The sequence below is a fragment of the Kitasatospora saccharophila genome, assembly GCF_039529925.1.
GTDB lineage: Bacteria > Actinomycetota > Actinomycetes > Streptomycetales > Streptomycetaceae > Kitasatospora > Kitasatospora saccharophila.
The window spans coordinates 59,433-78,294 of sequence record NZ_BAAANS010000044.1; the positions used below are offsets into that span (position 1 = coordinate 59,433).

At 76.6% G+C, this 18,862-nt stretch carries 3 protein-coding genes; all 3 read left to right on the forward strand.

Annotated features, from left to right (window positions below; genetic code table 11):
• Positions 1 to 55 precede the first annotated feature (55 nt).
• Positions 56 to 1,048 carry an ABC transporter substrate-binding protein gene (locus ABD345_RS28095; protein WP_344555932.1) on the forward strand — a complete coding sequence of 331 codons (993 nt, stop codon included), beginning with the start codon at positions 56 to 58 and terminating at the stop codon, positions 1,046 to 1,048.
• A gap of 131 nt (positions 1,049 to 1,179) precedes the next feature.
• Positions 1,180 to 14,064, forward strand: coding sequence for an amino acid adenylation domain-containing protein (locus tag ABD345_RS28100; RefSeq protein ID WP_344555934.1), 12,885 nt, complete (start codon positions 1,180 to 1,182; stop codon positions 14,062 to 14,064).
• The coding region (locus ABD345_RS28105) for an amino acid adenylation domain-containing protein (RefSeq protein ID WP_344555936.1) at positions 14,061 to 18,862 on the forward strand (4,802 nt) is incomplete at its 3' end. The genes ABD345_RS28100 and ABD345_RS28105, both read left to right, overlap by 4 nt.

The window sequence follows — 18,862 nt, forward strand, 5'->3', positions numbered from 1 at the left end:
ACCGGACCCCGCCCGGGCCCGAACTCCCCACCGCCGCAACGACCCACGGAGAACCATGAACACCCGCGCCCTGACCTCCCGCACCGCCAGAGCGTTCGCCGCGGCCGCCGCCGTCGCGCTCGCCGCCACGGCCTGCGGCTCCAGCGGCGACAGCGAGGACGCCGCCCCGGCCGCCTCCGGCGCCGTCAACACCGGCGGCCCCGTCACCGTCGAGGCCAGCAACGGCAAGATCACCGTCCCGGCCGGGGTGCAGCGGATCGTCAGCATCTCCTACGCCACCGGCGCGCTGCTCGACCTCGGCGTGCAGCCCGTCGGCACCAGCACCATCGACGAGAACAACCCGATGGAGCTGCTGCCCGCGCAGACCGAGGCCGCGAAGAAGATCGAGCCGATCGGCTCCGGCATCGAGATCAACATCGAGAAGGTCGCCTCGCTGCGCCCCGACCTGATCATCGTCGAGGGCGCCACCGCCTTCGACTGGGGCGTCAGCAAGCTCGAAGGCATCGCCCCCACCCTGTACTTCGGCATCGACAAGCCCGTCGACCTGCTGAACGCCCAGGAGAAGATCGCCACCGCGGTCGGCAAGCAGGCGGAGTTCGCGAAGCTCAAGTCCGACTACGAGACCAAGGCCGCCAAGATCAAGGCCGACTACGCGGACCAGCTCAACTCCACCAAGTGGACCATCGCCTCCTCCTACGGCGGCGGCGAGTTCCTGGTCGACACCGCGACCTCCTGGGTCGGCCGGGTGCTCGCCGACGCGGGCGCGCGGTTCTCCCAGGCGTCCGCCGACACCACCGACCACGAGGTCACCTACTCGGTGGAGAAGCTCGACGTGCTCGCCGACGCCGACGTCATCCTGATCCCGAGGACGGCGGCCACCGGCGAGGTGCCGCAGGACACCAGGGACCTGGACAAGCAGCCGTCCTGGCAGAACCTCAAGGCGGTCAAGGCCGGCAAGGTCGTCCCGCTGACGTACGCCACCACCGACCGGTACGGCACCTCCATCGACGTGCTCGACCAGATCGAGACCGTCCTCAAGGGCCGGTAGGCCCACCCCCGTCGGGCGGACCGCGGCGGCAGCGGTCCGCCCGACGCACCTCCGAACCCGTTTTTCGCACCACACCGCGGCCCGCGCCCACTCCGGGCCCGGCGGCCGCCGACACCGGGAAGGGCCGGACCATGGCTGGCACCACGACCACGCAGGCCGAGCACGGCGAGCGGCAGGAGCTGACGGCGGCCCAGGCCGGCGTCCTGGCCGCACAACGGATCGACCCCGGCAGCCCCGCCCACAACGTCGGCCAGTACGTCCGGATCGACGGCCCGCTCCAGCCCGAACTGCTCGAAGCCGCGCTCGCCCGCACCCTCGCCGAGGCCGACGGCCTGCACCTGACGGTGCACCCGAACGGCGAAAGCGCCAGCAACCACCGCTTCGAACCCGGCAGTTGGACGCTCGCCCGGCTCGACACCCGCGGCGCCACCGACCCCGAACGGGCCGCCGTCGACCTGGTGCGCGAGCAGCTCGCCCGCCCCGCCGACCTCTCCGGCGACCCCCTGCACGGCGCCCTGCTGGTCCGCACCGGGCCGGAGCGCCACCTGTGGTTCCAGTGGTTCCACCACCTGGTGATCGACGGCTACGGCGTCACCCTGTTCACCCGCCGGGTCGCCGAGGCGTACACCGCGCTCGCCGCCGGAGCCGACGTCCCGGACAGCCCGCTGCGCCCCGCCGCCGTCCTGCGCGAAGCCGAACGCGCCTACCTGGACGGCGAGTCGGCCGACGACGACGCCCGCTGGTGGCAGCAGCGGTACGCCGACCGCCCGCAGGTCCGCTCGCTCACCGAGCAGCAGGCCGCCGCCGCCCCCGCCGCGCTCCGCCACCGGATCACCCTCGACGCCGCCCGCACCGCCCCCGTGCTCGCCGCCGCCAAGGCCGCCCGCACCACCTGGGCCGAGGCCGCGCACGCCGCCCTCGCCGCCTACCTGCACCGGATGACCGGCACCGCCGACCCCGTCCTCGGCATGCACCTGATGGCCCGCACCGCCCCCGGCACCCCGCGGGTGGTCGGCATGGCCGTCAACATCCTGCCGCTGCGGCTGGCCGTCGACCCCGCCGACGGCTTCGACACCCTGCTGCGCCGCTCCGCCGCCGAACTCAAGGACGTCCGCCGCCACCAGCTGCACCGCGGCGAGGAACTGCGCCGCGCCCTCGGCCTGGTCGGCACCGACGAACGGCTGTACGGCCCGCTGCTCAACATCAAGCCCTTCGACCTCGACCTGGACTTCGCCGGCAGCCCCGGCCACACCGTCAACCTCGCCGCCGGCCCGGTCGAGGACCTCTCGCTGTCCGTCGCCAAGACCCCCGACCACCGCCTGCAGTTGGAGTTCGACGCCAACCCGCGCCTGTACACCGAGGCCGAACTCGCCCTGCACGCCCACCGGTTCACTGCCCTGCTGGAACGGCTCGCCGCCGAGCCGGACCGCCCGCTCGGCGAACTCGACCTGCTGGCCGAACAGGAGCGCGCGGACGTGCTGGAGCGGTGGAACGCCACCGGGCACGACGTCCCGCCCGGCACCCTGGTCGACCGGATCGCCGACCGGGCCGCCCGCACCCCGGACGCGGTGGCGGTCGCCGCCCCGGACGGCGAACTGACGTACCGTCAACTGTGGCAGCGGGCGGGCGAACTGGCCCGCGAGCTGGCAGCCGACGGGGCCGGGCCGGACGCCGTGGTCGCCGTCGCCGTGCCGCGCTCCACCGCGCTGATGGTCGCCCTGCTCGGCGTGCTGCGGGCCGGCGCCGCCTACCTGCCGCTGGACACCGACCACCCGGCCGAACGCCTCGCCGGCATGATCGAGGACGCCGACCCGGTCCGCGTCCTCACCGTCGGCGCGGTCCTGGGCCGGCTGCCGGAGCGGGCCGCCGCCCGCGCCCTGCTGCTCGACGGCACGCGGGCGGACCGGGCGCGGGCGGACCGGGCGGTGCGCGCCGAACCGGTGCCCGCCGGGCCCGACCACGCCGCGTACGTCATCTTCACCTCCGGCTCCACCGGCCGCCCCAAGGGCGTCCTGGTCACCCACCGGGCCATCGTCAACCGCCTGGAGTGGATGCAGCACCGGTACCGGCTCACCGCCGCCGACCGCGTCCTGCAGAAGACCCCCGCCGGGTTCGACGTCTCCGTCTGGGAGTTCTTCTGGGCCCTGTGCGAAGGCGCCACCGTCGTCCTCGCCCGCCCCGACGGCCACCGGGAACCCGGCTACCTCGCCGACCTGATCGCCCAACAGGCCGTCACCGCCCTGCACTTCGTCCCCTCCATGCTGCGCGCCTTCCTGGAGGAACCCGACCTCGGCACCCGCTGCACCACCCTGCGCCACGCCTTCTGCTCCGGCGAGGCCCTCCCCGCCGACACCGTCGACCGCTGGCACACCGCCCTCCCCGGCGTCCCGCTGCACAACCTGTACGGCCCCACCGAGGCCGCCGTCGACGTCACCCACCACACCACGGCCCCCGGCGCGGGCACCGTCCCGATCGGCCGACCCGTCTGGAACACCCGGCTGTACGTGCTGGACGCCGCACTGCGGCCGTGCCCGGTCGGCGTGCCCGGCGAACTCTACTTGGCGGGCGTCCAGTTGGCCCGCGGCTACCTCGGCCGTCCCGGCCTGACCGCGAGCCGCTTCGTCGCCGACCCGTACGGCGGACCCGGCGAGCGGATGTACCGCACCGGTGACCTGGTCCGCCACCGGCCGGACGGCGCGGTGGAGTACCTGGGCCGCACCGACGACCAGGTGAAGATCCGCGGCTTCCGGATCGAACTCGGCGAGGTCGAGGCCGCCCTCGCCGCGCTCCCCGGGGTGGCCCAGGCGGCGGTGGCGGTGCACCGGATCGGCAGCGGCGCGGCCCAACTGGTCGGGTACGCGGCCCCGCCGCCCGCCGACCCGCAGGCGCTGCGCGACCGGCTGGCGCTCACCCTGCCCGAGTACTTCGTCCCCGCCGTGATCGTCGGCCTGGACACCCTGCCGCTGTCCGTCAACGGCAAGCTCGACCGCAAGGCGCTGCCCGCGCCGACCCCCGGAGCGGCGGGCGCGGGAGCACCGCGCACCGACACCGAACGCATCCTGGCCGCGCTGGTCGCCGAAGTCCTCGGCCTGCCGGTCGAACAGGTCGGCGCGGACGACAACTTCTTCTCGCTCGGCGGCGACTCCATCTCCGCCATCCAACTCGCCAGCCGGGCCCGGCACGCCGGACTCGCCCTCACCCCGCGCACCGTCTTCGACCGGCGCACCGTCGCCCGGATCGCCGGCACGGTCACCCCCGCCGAGGCCGCCGCCCTCGCCCCCGCCGTCGACCGCGACGGCCCGCTGCCCCCCACCCCCATCACCGAGTGGCTCCGCCACCAGGGCGGCCCGATCGGCCGCTTCGCCCAGTCCACCACCCTCACCGTCCCGGCCGGCCTCGACCTGCCACGACTGGTCGCCGCGCTCGACACGCTCACCGAGCACCACGACGCGCTGCGGCTGCGGCTGCACGTGGGGGATGCGGGAGAGCGGGCAACGGGAGAGGGGACGCCGCGCGGGCCGGAGGGGCTCTCGGAGAACGAAGGGGAGGCGCCGCGCGGGCCGGAGGGGGCCGCGGGGGGGAGTGACGCGCTGCGGCTGCGGCTGCACGTGGCAGGTGTCGGCGGGGGCGTGCCGTCGGGCCCGGAGGGTGTCGTGCTGCCGGTCCAGGAGGATGTCGCGCCCTCGGGCCCGGAGGGCGTCGTGCCGTGGACGCTGGAGGTGCGGCCGGTCGGGGCGGCGCCGGCCGCTGCGCGGGTGCGGCACCTGCGAGTCGCCGCCGGGGAGCTGGTGGCGGCGGCGGAGGTCGAGCGGGAGGCGGCGGCGGGACGGCTGGATCCCGCGCGCGGCGTGGTGCTGCAGGCCGTGCACCTGGACGCGGGGGCCGAGCAGGACGGGCTGCTGGTGCTGGTGGTGCACCACCTGGCCGTGGACGGGGTGTCCTGGCGGATCCTGCTGCCGGACCTGCGGGCCGCGTACGAGGGGCGGCCGCTCGCGCCGGTGCCGACCTCGCTGCGGGCCTGGGCGCACGGGCTGGCCGAGGCCGCCGCGAGCCCGGCCGTACGGGCCGAACTCCCTTACTGGCGCGCGCAGTCGGCGCTGCCGCGCGTCCCGCTGCTGGCCGAGCCGCCGCTCGACCCGGGCCGGGACACCGCGGCCCGCACCCGCCGGCTGCGGCTCACCCTGCCCGCCGCGCGCACCTGGCCGCTGCTGACCACCGTCCCGGCCGCCCGCCGGGCCGGGGTGGACCACGTGCTGCTGGCCGGGCTCGCGCTCGCGGTCCGGGAGCGCCGCCGCGCCCTGCACGGGACGGCCGCCGCCGACGGGCTGCTGCTGCGGCTGGAGGGCCACGGCCGGGAGGACCAGCTGGTGCCCGGGGCGGACACCTCGCGCACCGTCGGCTGGCTGACCAGCGAGTTCCCGCTGCACCTGGACCTGGCCGAACTGACCGGGCCGGGCGCCGCGCTGTCCGGGGTGAAGGAGCGGCTGCGGGCGCTGCCGAACGCGGGCACCGGCTGGGGCCTGCTGCGCCACCCGGACACCGCCGGGGTGCTGGCGGACGCGCCCGAACCCCCGCTGCTGTTCAACTACCTGGGGCGGTTCGAGTCCGGCGGCGAGCCCTGGACGCCCGCCCCCGGCGCGGGCGACGCGATCACCGCCACCACCGACCCGGAGCGGCCCTGCGGGCACGCCCTGGAGATCGGCGCGTTCGTCCACGAGCGGGCCGAAGGACCCGAGCTGACCGTCCAACTGACTTGGCCCGAGGCGCTGTTCGGCGAACCGGAGATCCGCGCACTGGCCGCCGAGTGGTTCGACCGGCTGGACGGACTGGCCCGCTGGGCGGCCCGCCCGGACGCCGCCGCGCTCACCTCGTCCGACGTGCCGCTGGCCGCCGTCACCCAGTCCGACCTGGACGCCCTGGCGGCCCGCCACCCGGGCCTCGACGAGGTGCTGCCGCTCTCCCCGCTCCAGGAGGGCCTGCTGTTCCACGACCGGATGCTGCCGCCCGGCGACGACGCCACCTACACCTCGCTGACCTCGCTCGACCTGCACGGCCCGCTGGACCGCGCCGCCCTCGCGCACGCGGTGGAGACCGCGGTGGGGCGGCACGGCGCGCTGCGCGCCGCCTTCACCCTGACCGCCGCCGGGGAGCCCGTGCAGGCCCTCGTCCCCGGGGTCCGCGTCCCGTGGAGCACCCACGACCTGTCCGGGCTCGACGAGCGGCGGCAGGCCGCCGAGGCCGCCCGGATCGAGGACGCCGAGGCCGCCCGCCGCTTCGACCTGGCCCGGCCGCCGCTGGTGCGCTGCGCGCTGCTGGTGCTCGGCCCCGAACGGCACCGGCTGCTGCTGACCCGGCACCACATCGTGATGGACGGCTGGTCCACGCCGGTGCTGCTGCGCGAGGTGCTCGCCGTCCACGCGGGCGCCGCGCTGCCCGCCGCGCCGCGCTGGGCCGACCACCTGGCCCACCTCGCCGCCCGCGACACCGCCGCCGACACCGCCGCCTGGCGCGACGCGCTGGCCGGACTGGACGGCCCGACCCTGCTGGCCGACGCCCTCGGCGCCCCCGGCGGCGAAAGCACCGAAGCCGCACGGGAGTTGGAGCTGCCGATCCCCGCCGGGACGGCCGCCGCGCTCACCGCCACCGCGCGCCGCCACGGCCTGACCCTGAACACCCTGGTGCAGGGCGCCTGGGCGATCCTGCTGGGCCGGCTCACCGGCCGCACCGACGTGGTGTTCGGCGCCACCGTCTCCGGCCGCCCCGGCGAACTCCCGGGCGTGGAAGCCGCCGTGGGCCTGTTCAGCAACACCGTCCCGGTCCGCTTCACCCTCGACGAGGACGAGCCGGCCGCCGCCGCGCTGGCCCGGCTCCAGCAGGCGCAGTCCGCGCTGCTCGACCACCAGTACCTGGGCCTGGCCCAGATCCAGGCCGCCGCCGGACACGGCACCCTGTTCGACACCCTGCTGGTGTTCGAGAACTACCCCGTGCAGCCCGGCGAGTTGACCTCCGGAGCGCTGCGGGTCGGGGCGATCGGCAACCGCGGCGCCACCCACTACCCGCTGACCGTGCTCACCCTCCCCGGTGAGCACCCGCAACTGACCGTCGAGTACCGCCCCGACGCCTTCACCCCCGCCCGGGCCGCCGCCGTCGGCGCCCGCCTGCTGCGCCTGCTCACCGCGATCGCCGCCGAACCCGACACCCCCGTCGGCCGGTTGGACGTCCTGACCGCCGAGGAGCGGCACACCGTGCTGACCGGCTGGAACGCCACCGACCGCCCGGTGCCGCCCGGCACCGTGGTCGACGCCTTCCGCGCCGCCGCCGCCGCCCACCCCGGGCGGACCGCCGTCGTCCACGGGGACCAGCGGCTGACGTTCGGCCGGCTCGCCGAGCGGGTCGAGGCGTACGCCCGGCACCTGGCCGCGCTCGGCGCCCGCCCGGACATCGTGGTCGCGCTCGCCCTGCCGCGCTCCGCCGACCTGGTCGCCGCCCTGCTCGGCGTGCTCGCCGCCGGCGCCGCCTACCTGCCGGTCGACCTCGACCACCCGGACGAGCGGATCGCCCTGATGCTCGCCGACGCCACCCCGCTGCTCACCCTCACCACCGCCGAACTCGCCGCCGAACGGCCCGTGCTGGCCGGGGCGGAACTCGGCGCCGTCCCGCTCGCCGCGCTCGGGTCGCCGGCGGCCGAGCCCGTCCGCCCCGAGCCCGTCCGCCCCGAGCCCGGGCACCTCGCGTACGTCATCCACACCTCCGGCTCCACCGGCCGCCCCAAGGGCGTCCAGGTGACGCACCGGGGCCTGGCCAACCTGCTGGAGCACCACGGCGGCACCGTCTTCGCCCGGGCCGCGGCCGCCGCCGGCGGGCGCGTCCTGCGGGCCGCGCACACCGCCTCGTTCTCCTTCGACTCCTCCTGGGAGCAGCTGCTCTGGCTGCTGCTCGGCCACGAACTGCACGTCTACGGCGAGGAGTTGCGCCGCGACCCGCAGGCCCTCGCGGCCCGGCTGCTGGCCGACCGGATCGACACCCTGGACGTCACGCCCTCCTTCGGCGCCCAGCTCGTCGAGTGGGGCCTGCTGGACGACCCGGCGCACCGCCCGCTGCTGTTCCTGGTCGGCGGCGAGGCCGTCGGCGACACCCTGTGGCAGCGGATCCGGGCCACCCCCGGCGTGCTCGGCCACAACTTCTACGGCCCCACCGAGTACACCGTCGACACCCTCGGCGCCGACCTCGCCGACAGCCCCGCCCCGTTCGTCGGCCGCCCGATCGGCAACACCCGCGCCTACGTGCTGGACGCCCGGCTGCGGCCCGTCCCGCCCGGCACGCCCGGCGAACTGTACGTGGCCGGGCCCGGGTTGGCCCGCGGCTACGGCAACCGGCCCGGCCTGACCGCGAGCCGCTTCGTCGCCGACCCGTACGGCCCGCCCGGGGAGCGGATGTACCGCACCGGCGACCTGGTCCGGCACCGTCCCGACGGCAGCCTGGACTACCTGGGCCGGGAGGACGACCAGGTGAAGATCCGCGGCTTCCGGGTCGAACCCGGCGAGGCCGAGGCCGCGCTCGCCGCGCTGCCCGGCGTCGCGCAGGCCGCCGTCGTGGTCCGGCCCGCCCCCGGCGGCGCCAAGCGCCTGGTCGGCTACCTGGTCGCCGCCCCCGGCGCGGACGCCGACCCCGCCGCACTGCGCAAGGCGCTCGGCGAGGCACTGCCCGAGTACCTCGTCCCGGCCGCGCTGGTCGTGCTGCCCGCGCTGCCGCTGAACGTCAACGGCAAGCTGGACCGGCAGGCCCTGCCCGAACCCGGCGCCGACGCGTACCCCGCGCCCGCCGGGACCGCCCCGCGCACCGAGCGGGAGGAACTGGTGTGCCGGGCGTACGCCGAGGTGCTCGGCCTGCCCGCGGTCGGCGTCGACGAGGACTTCTTCGCGCTCGGCGGCCACTCGCTGCTCGCCACCCGGCTGGTCGGCCGGCTGCGCGCGACGCTCGGCACCGAGGTCGCCATCCGCACCCTGTTCGAGACCCGCACCCCCGCCGCGTTCGCCGCCCGTCTCGACGAGGCCGCGGGCCCGGACGCCGCGACCGGCCCGCAGGACGCCGACCGGCCCGCCGCCCGCCCGCGCCCCGAACTGCTCCCGCTCGCCCCCGCGCAGGCCCGGCTCTGGTTCCTGGACCGCCTGCAGGGCCCGTCCACCGCCTACACCATCCCGTGCGCGCTGCGGATCGACGGCGAACTCGACCCCGAGGCGCTGCGGTCGGCCTTCGGCGACGTGCTGGCCCGGCACGAGGCGCTGCGCACCGTCTGCGCCGAGCGGGACGGCCGCCCGTACCAGCGGATCCTCACCCCGGCCGAGGCCGGAGTGCCGTTCGAGCTGCGCGAGGTGGCCGGCCACCGGCTGGACGTCGAGACCGCCACCGCCGGGGCGCACGTCTTCGACCTGACCGGGGAGATCCCGGTGCGCGCCGTCCTGCTCAGCGCCGGGCCGCGCCGCCACGTGCTGAGCGTCGCCCTGCACCACATCGCGGCCGACGAGTGGTCCGAGGGCGTGCTGCTGCGCGACCTGGACGCCGCCTACGCCGCCCGCCGGGCCGGGCGCACGCCCGAACTCCCGCCGCTGCCGCTCCAGTTCGCCGACCACACGCTGTGGCAGGCGGAACGCCCGCTGGCGGCGCAGTCCGCCTACTGGGCCGAGCGGCTGGCCGGGCTGCCCGCCGAACTCGCGCTGCCCGCCGACCGCCCGCGCCCCGCCGAGGCCAGCGGCCGCGGCGGCGCCGTCCGGCTCGCCCTCCCCGACGAACTGCGGGACGCCCTGGCCGAGTTCACCCGCAGCAGCGGCACCACCCCGTTCATGGTGGTGCAGGCCGCCGCCGCCCTGCTGCTCGGCCGGCTCGCCGGCACCGCCGACGTCGCCCTCGGCGCACCCGTCGCCGGACGCGGCGAACCGGACCTCGAACAGCTGGTCGGCTTCTTCGTCAACACCCTGGTGCTCCGCCACGACCTGGGCGGCGAACCGGCGTTCGCCGAACTGGTCGACCGGGCGAAGGAGACCGTGCTCGGCGCGCTCGCCCACCAGGACCTGCCGTTCGACCGGCTGGTCGAACTGGTCAACCCGGAACGGACCCTGGGCCGGCACCCGCTGTTCCAGGTGATGGTGCAGTACCGCAAGGAGGCCGGCGGCCTGGACCACCTGCTCGGCGCCCGCACCGCCCTGCTGCCCGACCCCGTGCACGCCGCCCGCTTCGACCTGGCGTTCACCTTCGTGGAGTCCGCCGACGGCACCCGCACCGACCTGACCGTCATCCACGCCGAGGACCTCTTCGACCGGGCCACCGCCCGCCTGTACGGCGCCCGGCTGCTGCACGTCCTGGAACGGGCCCTCGCCGACCCCGGACAGCCGATCGCCCGGATCGAACCCGTCGCCGCCGAGGAGGCGCGCGGCCTGGCCGGCGCCTGGAACGCCACCGAGATCCCCGTCCGCGAAGGCACCCTGGTCAGCCGGATCGCCGAACGCGTCGCCGCCACCCCGGACGCGGTCGCCGTCGACTACCAGGGCGATGAATTGACGTACCGTCAACTCTGGTCCAAGGCCGGTGGATTGGCCGCCGAACTGACCGCCCACGGCGCCGGGCCGGATACCGTGGTCGGCGTCGCCGTGCCGCGCTCCACCGGGCTGATGGTCGCCCTGCTCGGGGTGCTGCGCTCCGGCGCCGCCTACCTGCCGCTGGACACCGAGTACCCGGCCGAACGCCTCGCCGGCATGGTCGAGGACGCCCGCCCGGTCTGCGTCCTCACCCCGCCCGGCGCGCCCGCCCCCTGGGCGGTGGACGGCGTCCCGGTGCTGCCCGTCGACACCACCGGCCCCGAGGAGGCCGAGGACTCGGCGAGCACCGGGCCCGGGCCCGACCACGCCGCGTACGTCATCTTCACCTCCGGCTCCACCGGCCGCCCCAAGGGCGTCCTGGTCACCCACCGGGCCATCGTCAACCGCCTGGAGTGGATGCGCGAGATGTACGCGGTCGGCGCCGCCGACCGCGTCCTGCAGAAGACCCCCGCCGGGTTCGACGTCTCGGTCTGGGAGTTCTTCCTCCCGCTGACCGTCGGCGCCCGCGTCGTCCTGGCCCGCCCCGGCGCCCACCGCGACCCCGCCGAACTCGCCGCCCTGACCGCCCGCGCCGCCGTCACCACCTGCCACTTCGTGCCGTCCATGCTCGCCGCGTTCACCGCCGCCGCCGAGAACGACGACACGCTGCGCCGCCGGTTCGCCACCGTGCGAAGGGTGTTCTGCTCCGGCGAAGCACTGCCCGCCGCCACCGTCGACCGCTTCCTGGCCCTGTGGCCGCAGATCGAACTGCACAACCTGTACGGCCCCACCGAGGCCGCCGTCGACGTCACCCACCACCGCGCCTGGGCCGGTGCGGGCACCGTCCCGATCGGCCGCCCCGCCTGGAACACCCGGCTGCACGTGCTGGACGCCGCGCTGCGGCCCTGCCCGGTCGGCGTGCCCGGCGAACTCTACTTGGCAGGCGTGCAGTTGGCCCGCGGCTACCTCGGCCGTCCCGGCCTGACCGCGAGCCGCTTCGTCGCCGACCCGTACGGCGGACCCGGCGAGCGGATGTACCGCACCGGCGACCTGGTCCGCCACCGGATCGACGGCAGCGTCGAGTACCTGGGCCGCACCGACGACCAGGTGAAGATCCGCGGCTTCCGGATCGAACTCGGCGAGGTCGAAGCCGCCCTCGCCGCGCTCCCCGGGGTGGCCCAGGCCGCGGTCACGGTACGGCAGACCGCCGGCGGAACGAAGCAACTGGTCGGATACGTGGTGCCCGCCGCGGGCTCCGGCACCACCGGGGCCGCGGCCCGGGCCGCGCTGGCCGCCACCCTGCCCGACCACCTGGTCCCCGCCGTGGTGGTCGAGCTCGCCGCCCTGCCGCTCTCCGTCAACGGCAAGCTCGACCGCAAGGCGCTCCCCGCGCCCGACCGGCACCCGGCCGCCCCCGACCACCGGCCCACCACGACCGTCCCCGCCCAGCGCGGCCCCTCCGCCTTCGCGCGGGTGTTCGCCGAGGTGCTGGGGCTGCCCGAGGTGGGGGAGGAGGAGAACTTCTTCGCGCTGGGTGGCGACAGCATCGTGTCGCTGCAGCTGGTGAGCCGGGCGAAGGCCGCCGGGCTGGCGATCACGACGAAGGACGTGTTCCAGCACCCGACGCCCGCCGCGCTCACCGCCGCGTTCGGTGGCGGCCTCCCGGCGCCCTCCGCCTTCGCGCGGGTGTTCGCCGAGGTGCTGGGGCTGCCCGAGGTGGGGGAGGAGGAGAACTTCTTCGCGCTGGGTGGCGACAGCATCGTGTCGCTGCAGCTGGTGAGCCGGGCGAAGGCCGCCGGGCTGGCGATCACGACGAAGGACGTGTTCCAGCACCCGACGCCCGCCGCGCTCACCGCCGCGTTCGGTGGCGGGGCCCCCGGCGCAAGCGCCCCCGCCCTCACCGCGCCGGTGCCGAGCGCCCCCGCCGAGGGGCCGGTGCCGCTGCTCCCCGTCGTGCACTGGCTGCGCGAACGCGGCGGCGGCGTACGGCGGTTCAACCAGTCCGTGCTGCTCGCCGTCCCCGGCGGGCTCGGCGAGCGGCCGCTGCGGGAGGCGCTCGCCGCCCTGGTCGAGGCCCACCCCGCGCTGCGCACCCGGCTGGACGACACCGACGGCCTGTGGACCCAGGAGACCCTGCCGTCCAGCGCCGATCCCGCCCTGCTGCGCCGCGTCCCCGCCCCCGGCGGCCCCACCGTCGAACAGCTCACCGCCGACGCCGACCGCGCCGCCGACGCCCTCGACCCCGCCGCCGGACGGATGCTGCGCGCCGTCTGGTTCGACGCGGGCGAGCAGGCCGAGGGACGGCTGCTGCTCACCGTCCACCACCTCGCCGTGGACGGCGTCTCCTGGCGGATCCTGCTCCCGCGCCTGGCCGCCGCCCACCGCGACGCCGCCGCCGGACGCCGACCCGCCCTCGCCCCCGAACCCGTCGCCCTCCGCGACTGGGCCGCCCACCTGCACACCCACGCCCAGCAGCGCACCCGCCTCGCCGAGACCGGCTACTGGCGCACCGCGCTCACCGGCCCGCCCGGCCAGCTCGCCGACCTCGCCACCGACCCGGCCCGCGACACCAACGCCACCCTGCGCACCCTGCGCCGCACCCTGCCCGCCGACCGCACCGCCCGACTGCTCGCCGCTGCCGCGGCGACCGCGGCTGACGGCACCGGCACCGGCACCGGCACCGACGAACTGCTGCTCGCCGGACTCGTCCTCGGCCTGGCCCGCACCCGGCCCGGCGCCGCGCCCGCGCTGCAGGTCGACCTGGAGGGCCACGGCCGCGGCGGCCACCCCGGCCACGCGCCCGACCTGTCCGGCACCGTCGGCTGGTTCACCACCGTCCACCCCGTCCGCCTCGACCTCGGCGGACTCGACCTCGCCGCCGCCCCGGACGTCCTGGCCCGGGTCCGGGAGCAGCTGCGGGCCGCCCCCGACAAGGGACTCGGCCACGGCCTGCTGCGCCACCTCAACCCGCAGACCGCCCCGCTGCTGGCCGCCGCGCCGCCGTCCCCGGTGCTGTTCAACTACCGGGGCCGCACCGACCAGGCGGGCCCCGCGCTCGGCGGCTGGCCGCTCGCCCCGGTCGCCGAGCGCGCGGCCGTCGCCGCCGGAGCCGGACCCGACCCGGCCGCGCCCGTGGCCCACCCGCTGGAGGTGGACGCCGTGATCGCCGCCGACCGGGACGGGCGGCCCGAACTCGCGGTCGAACTCGGCTGGCCGCAGGCCCTGGTGACGGACGCCGAAGCGGCCCTGATCGCGGACGCCTGGCTCGCCGCGCTGGACGACCTCGCGACCGCCGGCCCCGACCCCGCCGCCGCTGTCGGCTCCGCAGCCGCAGCCGCAGCCGCAGCCGCAGCCGTGGCCCCGGCCGGCCCGCCGCTGGTCGCCCTCAAGCAGGCCCAACTCGACAAGCTGGAAGCCAAGTTGCGCGGACGGCGGCGCCGATGACCACCCCGCGCACCGTCCCGCCCGAAACCACGGCCCGCCCCGAAGCGCCCACCCGCCCCGAAGCCACCGACCGCACCGACCCCAGGACTGAGAACACCGCGATGAACGACTCCGCCACCCCGCACGACGACCCGCAGGCGACCAGCCCGGCCCCGTCGGACCTGGAGGACGTGTACCCGCTGTCCTCGCTCCAGGAAGGCTTGCTGTTCCACGCGCTCTACGACGACGAGGCCCGGGACGTGTACGTCGTGCAGGCCCACCTCGACCTGGCCGGCCCGGTCGAGCCGTCGCGGCTGGCCGCCGCCGTGGACGCGCTGCTGGTCCGGCACGCCAACCTGCGGGCCGGGTTCTGGTACGAGGACCCGCAGGACGTCCTGCAGTTCGTCCAGCGCACCGTCGAAACCCCGCTGCGCATAGTCGACCTGACGAGCGGTCAGGAAGCGGACGTGCGGCGGGAGATGGACGCGGACTGGCAGCGCCCGTTCGAACTGGACGCGCCGCCGCTGCTGCGCTTCACCCTGCTGCGGCTGGCCGCCGACCGGCACCGGCTGGTGCTGACCTGCCACCACCTGCTGCTGGACGGCTGGTCGATGCCGATCGTGGTGCGCGAACTGCTCGCGCTGTACCGCGGCGAGAGCCTGCCGCCGGTGCGCCCCTACCGCGATCACCTCGCCCTGCTGGCCACCCGCGACACCGCCGCCGCCGAGCGCGCCTGGGCGGCCGCCCTCGCCGGGTTCGACACCCCGCACCCCGTCGCGCCCGGCACGGCCGGGACGCCCGCCGTCGAGCCGGTCCTGCTCACCCGGCAGGCCGGGCCCGAGCTGACCGCCCGGCTGAGCGCCGCCGTCCGCGGCCGGGGCCTGACCCTCGGCAACGTCGCGCACACGCTGTGGGGCGTGCTGCTCGGCGCGCTCACCGGCCGCACCGACACCGTGTTCGGCACCACCGTCTCCGGCCGCCCCGCCGACCTGCCGGGCGCCGAGTCGATGGTCGGCCTGTTCATCAACACCGTCCCCGTCCGGGTCAACCCCGCCCCCGGTGCCACCCTCGCCACGGCTGCCGCCGAAGTCCAGTCCGCACAGGCCGAGTTGATGGAGCACCAGCACCTCGGCCTGGCCGCGATCCAGCGCGCGGCGGGCACCGGCGGGGCGCTGTTCGACACCCTGCTGGTGGTGGAGAACTACCGGGGCGGCGGCGAGCAGCTGAAGACCGCGCTGGCCGCCGCCAGCGGCGACGGCCCGACCGTCACCGCGCTCGGCGCCCGCGACGCCACCCACTACCCGCTCGGCCTGACCCTGCTGCCCGGCGAGGACCTGCGCCTCGAACTCGAGTACCGCCCCGACGCGTTCGACGCCGCGCAGGCCGCCACCGTCCTGGAGCGCTTCCTCGGCCTGGCCGAGGCGTTCGCCGCCGACCCCGACACCCCGCTGGCCCGCCTCGACCTGCTCACCGCCGCCGAACGCGCCGCCCGCCCCGCCACCACCACCGGCCCGGCCCTGCCCGCCGTCCCGCCGCCCGGCGTCGACGACCTGCTGCGCGCCCGCGCCGCCGGGAGTCCCGCCGTCCGCGCCCTGGTCGGCCCCGCCCTCGACGGCACCCGCACCGAGCGCAGCTACGCCGAACTCGACGCCGACACCGACGCGTTGGCCCGCCTGCTGCTGGCCCGCGGCCTGCGCGCCGAACGGATCTGCGCGCTCGCCCTGCCCCGCTCCACCGAGGCGGTCACCGCCCTGCTCGCCGTCCTGCGGGCCGGCGGCGGCTACCTGCCGCTCGACCTCGACCACCCCGACGAGCGGCTCGCCCTGCTGCTGGACGACGCCCGCCCCGCCGTGCTGCTCACCACCCGCGCCGTGCTGGCCCGGCTCCCCGCGCACCCCGCCGGCACCGTCGTGCTGCTCGACGACCCGGCCGTGCGCGCCGAACTCGCCGTCCCCGGCGAGCCGGTGCGCCTGCCCGTGCACCCCGGGCAGGCCGCGTACGTCATCCACACCTCCGGCTCCACCGGCCGCCCCAAGGGCGTCGTGCTCACCCACGCGGGCCTGGCCAACCTGGTCCACGACCACCTCACCCGCGAGTTCGCCACCGCGCTGGCCGCCGCCGGCACCGAACGCCTGCGCGCCCTGCACACCGCCTCGTTCTCCTTCGACTCCTCCTGGGAGCAGCTGATCTGGCTGCTCGGCGGCCACGAACTGCACCTGCTCGGCGAGGACGACCGCCGCGACGCCGAAGCGGTCGTCGCCTACACCCGGGCCGAACGCATCCACGCCCTGGACGTCACCCCCAGCTACGCCCGCCAACTCCTCGACAGCGGGCTGCTGTCGGGCGCGCACCGCCCGCCGGTGCTGCTGCTCGGCGGCGAGGCGCTGCCCGAGGCGATGTGGACCGAACTGCGGGCCGAACTGGCCGCCGTGCCCACCGGCACCGTGCTCAACTACTACGGCCCCACCGAGTTCACCGTGGACGCGCTGGTCGCCGACCTCGCCGACACCCCCGACCCGGCCGTCGGCCGGCCGCTCACCGGCGGCCGCGCCCACGTGCTGGACGCCCTGCTGCGGCCCGTCCCGGACGGTGCGCCGGGCGAACTGTACCTGGCGGGCGTGCAGTTGGCCCGCGGCTACCTGAACCGCCCCGGCCTGACCGCGGGCCGCTTCGTCGCCGACCCGTTCGGCGAACCCGGCACCCGGATGTACCGCACCGGCGACCTGGTGCGCCGCCGCCCCGACGGCACCCTCGACTACCTGGGCCGGGCCGACGACCAGGTGAAGATCCGCGGCCACCGGATCGAACTCGGCGAGATCGAGGCCGAGTTGGCCGCGCACCCGGCCGTCGCGCACAGCGCGGTGCTGGTCCGGCGCGGCCCGGTGGACCGGATCGTCGCCTACCTGGTGCCCGCCGTCCAGGGCGCACTGGACACCGCCGCCGTGCGGGAGGCGCTCGCCGCCCGGCTGCCCGAGTACATGGTGCCCTCCGCCTTCGCCGTCCTGGACGCCCTCCCGCTGACCGTCAACGGCAAGCTCGACCGGGCCGCCCTCCCCGACCACGCCCTCGACTACGCGGGCGCGACCGGCTCGCGCACCGCCGAGACCGCCACCGAGCGCCTGCTGTGCGCGCTGTACGCCGAAGTCCTCGGGCTGCCCGAGGACGCCGCGCTCGGCGCCGAGGACGACTTCTTCCGGCTCGGCGGCGACTCCATCTCCTCCATCCGGCTGATCGGCGCCGCCCGCGCCGAGGGCCTCGCGCTCAGCCCCCGCGACGTCTTCGAACGGCGCACCCCCGCCGCCCTCGCCGCGCTCGCCGACACCCGCGGGGCCGCCCCCGCCCGGCCCCCGCTGCCCGAACTGCCCGCCGCCACCGCGGCCGAACTCGCCGCCGTCCGGGCCGCCGCCCCGCACCTGGAGATCGAGGAGGTCTGGCCGGTCTCCCCGCTCCAGGAGGGCCTGCTGTTCGAGGCCGACTACGACGACGGCACCGTGGACGTCTACACCGCCCGCGACGTCATCACCCTCGACCGCCGCGTCCCGCTGCCCACCCTGCGCGCCGCCGTCGCCGCCGTCCTGGACGCCCACCCCAACCTGCGGGCCGGCTTCCTGCAGACCGGCCCCGAGCGGCCGGTCCAGTTCGTGCCGCGCGCCGTCGACGTCCCGCTCACCGAGACCGACCTGTCCGACCTCACCGAAGCGGAATTCGCCTACCGGCTCGACGAGTTGAAGGCGCAGCAGGCCGCCACCCGGTTCGACCCGGCCGCGCCGCCGCTGCTGCGCCTGGTCTCGGTGCTCGCCCCCGGCGGCGGGCAGCGGATCCTGGTCACCAACCACGCCCTGCTGTGGGACGGCTGGTCCTCCGGCCTGTTCCTGCAGGAGCTGCTGAGCCGCTGCGCGGACCTGCCCGCCCCCGAACCCGGCCTGCCCTACCGGGAGTTCCTGCGTTGGCTGACCGCCCGCGACGCCGACCGGGGCGCCACGGCCTGGCGCGAGGCACTGGCCGGACTGGACGGGCCCACCCTGCTCGCCCCGCAGGCCCGCGAGCGCGCCGGACTGCTGCCGCACTCCGTCACCGCCCGGCTGAGCACCGAACTCACCACCCGGCTGACCGAGTTCACCCGCACCCACGGACTCACCCTGAACACCGTGCTGTCCGGCGCCTGGGCGCTGCTGCTGGCCGGACTCACCAACCGGCAGGACGTGGTGTTCGGCGCCACCGTCTCCGGCCGCCCCGCCGAACTGCCCGGCATCGACGCCACCATCGGCATGTTCCTCAACACCGTCCCGGTCCGGGCCGCCCTGGACGGAGGCGAGGGCGTCGCCGCCTTCCTCGCCCGCCACCAGGCCGAACAGGCCGCCCTGCTGCCGCACCACCAGACCGGCCTCGGCACCATCCAGCGCGGCACCGGCCTCGGCCGGCTCTTCGACACCCTCCAGGTGCTCCGCAACACCCCCGCCGACGCCGCCACCCGCGCCGACCTGCGCGAACGCCTCGGCGTCCGCGAGGTCGAGGACGTCGACGCCGCGCACTTCCCGCTGGTCTTCATCACCAACCCCGGCGCGGCGCTGACCTTCGAGTGGAAGTACCGCCCCGACGTCTTCGACCGCACCGAGGTCGAACGGCACGCCCAACGCCTGATCCAGCTGCTCGACCAGCTCACCGCCGACCCCGACCGCCCCGTCCGCAGCCTGGACGTGCTGACGGCGGGGGAGCGGGCGTTGTTGGGTGAGTGGGCTTCGACGGGGCGGGAGTTGCCGTCGGCGTCGGTGGCGGAGCTGTTGGCGGAGCGGGCGGTTTCGGTGCCGGAGGAGACGGC

Bases quoted from the DNA above. Each gene is read 5' to 3' on its own strand.
- ABD345_RS28095 (WP_344555932.1), top strand. From the start codon at position 56: ATGAACACCCGCGCCCTGACCTCCCGCACCGCCAGAGCGTTCGCCGCG.
- ABD345_RS28100 (WP_344555934.1), top strand. From the start codon at position 1,180: ATGGCTGGCACCACGACCACGCAGGCCGAGCACGGCGAGCGGCAGGAG.